At 43.4% G+C, this 7,416-nt stretch carries 11 protein-coding genes; all 11 read right to left on the bottom strand.

Going from position 1 to position 7,416, the window contains the following annotated elements; translation table 11 throughout:
• Positions 1-368 (bottom strand): hypothetical protein (locus A6395_RS15915; protein WP_149038986.1); only part of this gene is annotated, 368 nt, incomplete at its 3' end.
• A 20-nt stretch (positions 369-388) separates the two neighbouring features.
• Positions 389-1,399: a hypothetical protein gene (locus A6395_RS13265; protein ID WP_071399404.1), complete on the bottom strand. Its 1,011-nt coding sequence runs from the start codon at positions 1,397-1,399 to the stop codon at positions 389-391.
• A gap of 158 nt (positions 1,400-1,557) precedes the next feature.
• On the bottom strand, positions 1,558-2,031 hold the full coding sequence (locus tag A6395_RS13260; RefSeq protein ID WP_071399403.1) for a hypothetical protein: 474 nt from the start codon (positions 2,029-2,031) through the stop codon (positions 1,558-1,560).
• Between the two features lie 23 nt (positions 2,032-2,054).
• The gene (locus A6395_RS16020) at positions 2,055-2,219 is read right to left on the bottom strand and encodes a hypothetical protein (RefSeq protein WP_159429465.1); all 165 of its coding nucleotides are present in this window, start codon (positions 2,217-2,219) and stop codon (positions 2,055-2,057) included.
• 553 nt (positions 2,220-2,772) lie between these two features.
• Positions 2,773-3,000: a hypothetical protein gene (locus A6395_RS13245; RefSeq protein ID WP_071399400.1), complete on the bottom strand. Its 228-nt coding sequence runs from the start codon at positions 2,998-3,000 to the stop codon at positions 2,773-2,775.
• 198 nt (positions 3,001-3,198) lie between these two features.
• Complete coding sequence (locus tag A6395_RS16015; protein WP_159429464.1) at positions 3,199-3,339, bottom strand: hypothetical protein; 141 nt, start codon at positions 3,337-3,339, stop codon at positions 3,199-3,201.
• Between the two features lie 13 nt (positions 3,340-3,352).
• Positions 3,353-4,159 (bottom strand): ATP-binding protein, encoded by an 807-nt coding sequence (locus A6395_RS13240; protein WP_159429463.1) that lies wholly within the window; start codon positions 4,157-4,159, stop codon positions 3,353-3,355.
• A gap of 40 nt (positions 4,160-4,199) precedes the next feature.
• Positions 4,200-5,027: a DnaD domain protein gene (locus A6395_RS13235; protein WP_071399398.1), complete on the bottom strand. Its 828-nt coding sequence runs from the start codon at positions 5,025-5,027 to the stop codon at positions 4,200-4,202.
• A 10-nt stretch (positions 5,028-5,037) separates the two neighbouring features.
• Complete coding sequence (locus tag A6395_RS13230) at positions 5,038-5,937, bottom strand: recombinase RecT (protein WP_071399397.1); 900 nt, start codon at positions 5,935-5,937, stop codon at positions 5,038-5,040.
• 2 nt (positions 5,938-5,939) lie between these two features.
• A complete protein-coding gene (locus A6395_RS13225; RefSeq protein ID WP_071399396.1) occupies positions 5,940-6,893 on the bottom strand; it encodes a YqaJ viral recombinase family nuclease in 954 nt (317 codons plus the stop codon).
• A partial coding sequence (locus A6395_RS13220; protein WP_216820989.1) for a hypothetical protein occupies positions 6,890-7,416 on the bottom strand: 527 nt, incomplete at its 5' end. The genes A6395_RS13220 and A6395_RS13225, both read right to left, overlap by 4 nt.

Below are 7,416 nucleotides of genomic sequence, written 5' to 3'. Positions count from 1 at the left end.
TCAATTTGCGCAATTACTAAAGATTCATTGTATTTTGAAACAAATAGTCCAAGTAAAGAACAAATCAAAGAAATAATAATTGAAATAAGACTGACTGAAACCGAAAAATAATACGGGGAAGTAAAACCTTGCTTCTCTAGTTTCATCATTATTTTTTGACTAGATAAACCAATAATTATCCCATAGGTAGTAAATGAAAATCCTCCAAACACCGAAGATAAAGTAATTATATCTTTATGAAAATCTTTTTTTAGATTTATTTTAAAAGTTTCTGGTTGAAACCAAATCCAAATTAATATCCCTACACTAATGGTTGCTAAAAATAGATTGAATTTATTTCGACTCAAAGTGACTTTAAATTTTTCCACTAATTAGCCTCCTTCTTACATTAGATTTCTTGCAATACCTCCACTAACCTAGTTCGGAAATATTCGAATAAAATATCACTATAAGCTCTCTCGGGATTAGCTCGTTGAAGTTGAAGTACTTCTTGGTAATCTATGTTACATATTCTTTTTAGATTAATGTGATCATCTAGAAATGAATATTCCTGCTTCGATCCACCTGCATCTTTAGCCCCTACATATGCTTTAGCATTTTGACGTCCTCGTAGAATATTTGCTAAAGAGGTAAGGAACCCTACTTTTTCTTCATAATCGACACCTTGTAATAATGAGGTATTCCGACCATTTGAAGCTAGTTTCACTACCAATTTAGTTTGGCCTTGATTTTGTATTTTTTCGACTTCTTCTCGACGTAAATTCACGTACTGGAAAAAACTATCTTGAGGAACTTCAATTTCATATTCTAAAGTTGCAATTACTTCTTTACGAGCAATAGATTCAATCACGGCTTGATTTGTCATCGCATTCATATTAATTTCGAAGTTCTCAAATCCACGTACTCTATAAAGTAATTTATTCATCTCTTCAATCATCGGTGCGCCTTGCTCTCTGAAAAAGGCACATATCATGGTATTCAAATCAAGGACAAAGAATGTTGTCGCTTCAATCTGTTCATCTTCTCTTCTAACTATCTCTCTACTACGTCTGGTTCTACGATTTCTTAGTTGAAGATAAGTATCTAGGTTTTTTCCTAAAAGTCCGAAAATATATCTTTCATCTTGCTGTATCACTTCCCAAAAAACCTCTCCATTTTCTGCTCTGTTCTCAAAAACGTGAATTGGATTTGTTCTGTACTCTGGATTTCCTAAATCTTGACCTTCTAATTCTTCAACAGCTCCTGCAGCGACCTCGTCCTCGAGAAATTCACGCTCTTGCGGTCGTGTACGAATAAATCTTTGCAACTCTGTTCTAGATCTTTCGATGGAAATTTCCCGCCTAGTATCATCCTCGAAATTGAACATTCTTAATCTATAAAAATAAACTGTCTTCGCCATTGTAATCCCCCTTAATACAATACTTTTCAAGGATTATCGTATTACAATCAAGCAGAGATTAACCTTTTAATAAAGTACAATTTTAATTATTTTCGTGCGTCAAAATTCGACAAAACCTTTATAGCATCCTCTCATGTGCTTTGCATTATTCTATTGATTTACTCAAACCAAAGCCTAAACACATCAGCAATCTGCCCACGAAGTCCATCCAGCGCTTTGTAGTACCGATCATTCCCCCATCCCAGCTCATCCCGCACATGGATATCCTTGCGACGACGTCTTTTGTATTTATGATTCCAAACGTCCAATTCATCCTCAGCTAAGTAAGTTCGAATCGAGTTCATTTTGTTGAGCTCATTTTTAAGCACAACTAGTTCGCGTTGTGCTTCAACGACCATCTGATCATAGTGCTGCTGTTCTTTTAAGCGATGCGGATGACTCATCGACTCACTGGCAGCATAGTTGACAGTCAGAGAGGACCGAAGACTTATCTCCGGTCCACCATTGATGATTTCCTCTGTCTGTTGAATCAGCAGAGGTAGTCTGAAATATCGATGAAGCAATTCGTCGACTTGTCTGCGTAATCGCTTATCATCTTTGACTCGCGTTTCAATCCATTTGAGTTGGTTCAATCTGCTTCACCACCCTGTATGTTTTACTGATCCGTACTCATCTGACTTGCAAAGAACAATTCGGGTTCATCTTCGAGACTGTGATCGTGATGGCCGAGAAGGTTGAAGCAGTCCCGGCACAAATCCTCGACCTCGTCAAAAATGTTTGGCTGCTGTAGCTCTGCCGTCTTTCCGCATTTGCATTTCATCGTTTAGTCTCCTCGTCACAAATCGCGACACTTGGTTTCATTCCGTAGATTTTTGATTCCTTTGATACATCTTCGATTCGTTCATCTTTCTTTTCCCCTTCCAGTTTTGGATTCAAAGTTGACAACCGCAAGGCGACGTCTTTGGGCTGATCAAAGACGACTCGCCGGATGCGATAATATATCAAGTCAATAACCTGGGCTTTCATACTTAGTGACCTTCAGCATTTCGCCGCCTTTCTGTTGAATGAATTGTTCACACTCTTCTTTTGAACGTTTCCATGTCACTATCTTTTCGTGACGCCCGTCCTTGACGTAATAGATTCGGACGAACATTAGCCTCTATCCTCGTGCAACTTGACGAAGGAACGGCTACACAACGATTCGATCTGTTCTATCGTCATCATCTTGACGAGCCGATCCAGTGGATGAAAATATGTCGCGCGAGGAATGACTTCGTAGTAGCCGTTCTTGAAATCGATACCGCTTGCGACAGGGTGTCCCTTATACATGAAGGTGACTCGGTTTTTGAGTCTCTTATTAGGGATGATTTGAATCATTCCGACCTCTCTTCCAAGACCTGCAACATCACGCGAGTCGTAGCTAACTCGGCCATGATGGCACGTGTGGGTGAACTTTCTGCGTTCCGTACAATCATTTCGATATGATTGATTGCGTTTGTTAGAACGTCAAACTCCCTTTCTTTCAACTGCAACAGTTGCAACGCGTCAAGCAACATTTCGTTCTCCGTTTCAAGGTGTCTAATCCGCTCTTGGACATCCATCAATTCATCCTCCGTTTATCGTGAATAGTCCGGGCTATGTATCCCAGACAGATGATGATTCCGGCTATCGCAAACTCCGTTTCTGAATCAATCATCTTTCAAGCTCCTGTATATGTTCGTATGACCAGACGACAATCGTGAGAAGGGAAACGGCAGGGACTGCGACGATAGCAATCGCTGCCATGATTCCAAGCCCCGTCATGCGACTCGGTCCTCTTCTAATTTCTTCAGCAGTTCGTCAAATCGACGCTCTGCCTCTGCAATCTTCTCTGGGTCTGTTTCAATCACCGGCTTATAAGCCCAGCAGTTGCCTTCTTCCGTATATTTAAAAGGGTTCATCTCGTTCACTCCTTCATTCAAATAAGAGACTGGATAGGTCTTCATTTTCAGACTTGGCAAGCTTCAGCCGCGCGCTTTCTTCAGGCATCGCAATCGAAAATGACATCTTCGTAATCCTAGACTGGATTCGTCCATCGTCCATTTGGAACTTCTGGCCAAGTTCCTCGACTGGGATGTTTGACGTGAAGATGGTAGGTAGTTCTTTCGTCATGCGATGATTCAGCAAACGGTATAGTATCTGATTGACAAAGGTGCTGTCGCTCTCGACACCCAAGTCATCCAAGATGAGTACGTCGGCATTTTTCACAGCGTCTGTGACATCCTTTGTTTTCAATTTGCTGTCATTGTCGAACGTCTCCTTGATCTGTTCAATCAAATCAATCAGTACCGCATATCTGACGTCAATTTGTTCGCCGCGCTCCGCATGGATTTGAATCAATGCATTTGCAATCGATGCACCAAGTCGCGTTTTTCCGCTCCCTTTTGTCCGGCTCCAGAAGTACAGCCCCTTTCCGCTGAACTCAACCTTGATTCGGTCAAAGTTACGAACAAAGTTGGCAGCTGCTTGCTTGGCTCGAGAAGCAATGGCTTTCGCCTCATCATGTTCGTAGATATTCACATCGAAGCTTCTCAGGGTCAGTCCACGAAACTCCTCCGGGATCCCTGCAATCCGCGCCCGATTCTTGAGACGCAATTGAGGCAAACACTTACACGCTTTTTGATATTCATATGGTGGATAGATCGGAAGGCGTTTTCCCTGCATTCGACGTTCCGTACTATCTTGCAATTGGCGTTCATGTTCTTCCTGGTCGTAAGCCAAGACATGTCCCGTCCCATCGCACGTCCCAAATAGACACTGTTCAGAAATCGAGTTCTGTATCGTCAAACTCTTTCCATTCTCCTTTAGCACGGAGTTCGGCTTCTCGCTCTGCGAGATAGTCGCGTGGAGTTTCGCTTTGGCTTCCACTTTCATGAGTAGTTCGTCCATTCTGTCGGCCACTCGTTGCATGGTTGTTTGCCCCTTTCTTTCGCAGCACTTCGAAGTCTGCCAAAGTTTTGACGCCTTGCTGATCTCTCAGGTTTGCCAAGATGCCAGATGCGTAGTCCCACTTCTTCCCACGCTCGATTGCAATATCGATAGCTCGAACAATTAGGTCTGGTTCCATACCTTGCTCGAGGAACTTATCAATGGCTCTTGACACAAGTGATGGGATATTCCCGTAATTATTTTGATAATGCTCGACAATGATTTTCTGACTATTACCGGTAGTATTAGTTGAATCATTCTTAGTTAAATTATTATTAATTAAGTCATTATTAGTAGGTGCAGGTTTTCTACTGTAGTTTTTCTGCTGTAGGTTTTCTACTGTAGAAAATCTACACTGGATAGGTATCTCGTGAATGGTGATATCATAATGACCCAAGCGTCCTTTTTCATCACGAGTTCGTTCTTTAGTTAGATAACCATGCGTTTCTAATTCGTCCAACGCTGTCTCAATAGATACTCGACCGTCTTTAAAATGACGAAGAAGCTCTTTTTGATAAATGACCCAGTCATCTGGAAGGCTCAAAATATAAGCGAGTACACCTTTTGCTTTTGCAGATAACTCAGGGTTCTGTAAGAACCCCTTGTCCATCATCACGAAGTTACTTTCTTTTCTGACTCGATTAATTCGTCCGTGTCCCATCATCTACACCTCACAAGAACGGATCTTCGTCAGCTTTTGATTTAGACTCTTCTGGCTGGACATCGACGATTGTCGGTTCAGTTCCGTTATCGACGAATGAAGTATCAATGACGGCTTGACTAGTTACGGCTGACTGACGTACTCGAGATACGCTGTTATCCGCATTAATGAGCTCACCAAGATGCTGCACCTCTCCATTTTCCTTTTCAATAGACAAAGGGGCTGTTTTTAACAGACGAATAATGACGGTCTTTTTGGCCATCTCGACAAAGTGATCTTTCCACGGCCCCACGACTGCACCGTTGTACTTGGATTTGGTGAACCGGTCACGGTGATTCTCGATCTGCTCTCGAGTCATGACGACGAAGTCATTCCCGCCATCTTTGAGGTGATAGACGGCATATACATGAGTGACCTTATCCGGGTCTGATTCTCCGCAAGGGACGTGATGCAAATCTTTGTTGAGCCCATATGCATATTCGAACTCGTCGCCTTCATACACTTCATGTGCATACAGTTGCTTCAACTCGCCAGAGCGACGCGCCAAGTCAATCGCTCCTTTGAAGCCCAGTTGAAATTGCGCCTCCATTTGCTTCGTTTTTCCGTTATAGAACGGCAAGATATAGGCGTGTCCAATGAGGTTCGGTTCGACTCCTAGCGCCGCACAGTTGACGATTGCGCCGACTAGGGTCATCTCGTCACATTCGAATAGCTTTGGGTTCCGAGTTGCGGCGCTGATTGTTAGACGTGCCAATCGCTCTGGTGTTACATGCTTTGGAACAAGCGACTGGATCGCCTTATAGTTGTCGTTGATGAGCGATTTAAGTCTTCGTTCGTTATCCCCTGCTTGCGCCGGCGCCTGTGCACTTCGATTCGCCAACTGATTCTTTACGTCTGCTGTTTTTGCCATGATTATTTAGCCTCCTTGATTGCAAATCGTCTTGTTGGTTTTCCGATTTTGATGCATTGCGTGTAGATTTCCGGATGCTCGAGTTTCAGTTTTTTCGAGTCGATGGTTTCGCGTGCTTTGACCGTCTTCCATTCGACAAAATGATTCTGAGCGATACCGACTTCCGCTTCACCAATCAACGCCTTGAGTTTGTTTTCTGCTTCCGTCTTTTGGACTTTCAGTTCTTCCAATCGTTCGCTTGTTTCTTGATACTGTTTAATCAAATCTTCTGCTTCATCTGGAAGCTCTGTCTCTGAACCTTGTTCTGCTGTCGGGAACATCCGGCCGAGTAGATCACTCGATGCTTTCGAACCATCGTAGGCGGGTGGCACTCTCTTGAGCACATGGTTGTTCCAAAAGTCAGACGCAATCTCGATGATGAACTGAATCATTTCTTCGTCTCGTTCGATACGTTTGTAGATAAACTTTTGACCACCCACAAGAACCGCAATCCATGCTGCTTCATATCCAGTGACCGCGAGATAATGCATAACTTGTATGATGTATTCTGCGGGTATCTCGTCTGCCTCCCATTCCTTCAAACGATAGGCAGAAGACGTCTTGCACTCGAGTATCTCTTTCTTACCGACCAAAACCCGGTCGAGGTTCGCAATCATATAGGGATGGTTTGGGTGTGCAAGCATTCGGTTGTCCCGACGTACCTTATGACCTGTCTGAGACTGAAACTCTTTTGCGACAACGTCTTCCAGAACGTTGCCCCAATAAGCAGCCTCCCCTGCGACGTCTTCAATCTCAGTTTCTCCGACCTTATCTAGATAGACGCTCATCGCTGATTTGTATTTGTTTAATCCTGCGATGGCAGAGATGTCTGAGCCGCCGATGCCATTACGACGCATCTCTAACCATTCATCACGACTCATCCCGCTCACGTTCGCCAGTGCAATCACGTTATTCATTTGGTATCCTCCTCGATTTTCCGAATGTACTCTTGCTCTTCCTCCCACGACATGAACTCGTCATGTTCACGGTCTGTTTGATAGACACGAATGCTATTTTTTCTCATTTCGATCCGCTCCTTTTCAGTTCGGTATTGTCGTGGAATTTCAAACAGTCTTCTTACTTTCAAGAGATACAGTCCTTCTGAGCGCTCTCGTGTGGTAGCCAAAGTGACAAGTGCATATTCGACGGCTGCCAACCAATCAACAAATTTGTATCTACGATTGAACTCCACATGAGAGAGCGTCAATGCGTCCGTGCAAAACGCCTCTTCATTTTTCAGTTCATCCATGCACGTGGTATACTGTCTCCATAAGATATAGTTACGTGCTTGATCTTCATCAAGGACAATTAGGCTGACCAAATAGTCCAGTCCTTCGCGACCTTGACTCAGACGTTCTTCTACGATGCCACGTAGTGCGTTCTCTAAAAGTTCATTCACAGCTATATCACTTCTTTCTGGACCGGCTCCGCATGGCCGGT

The organism is Exiguobacterium sp. SH31 (genome assembly GCF_001816105.1).
Classification (GTDB): domain Bacteria; phylum Bacillota; class Bacilli; order Exiguobacteriales; family Exiguobacteriaceae; genus Exiguobacterium; species Exiguobacterium aurantiacum_A.
This window is presented reverse-complemented; position numbering and strand designations above follow the sequence as displayed.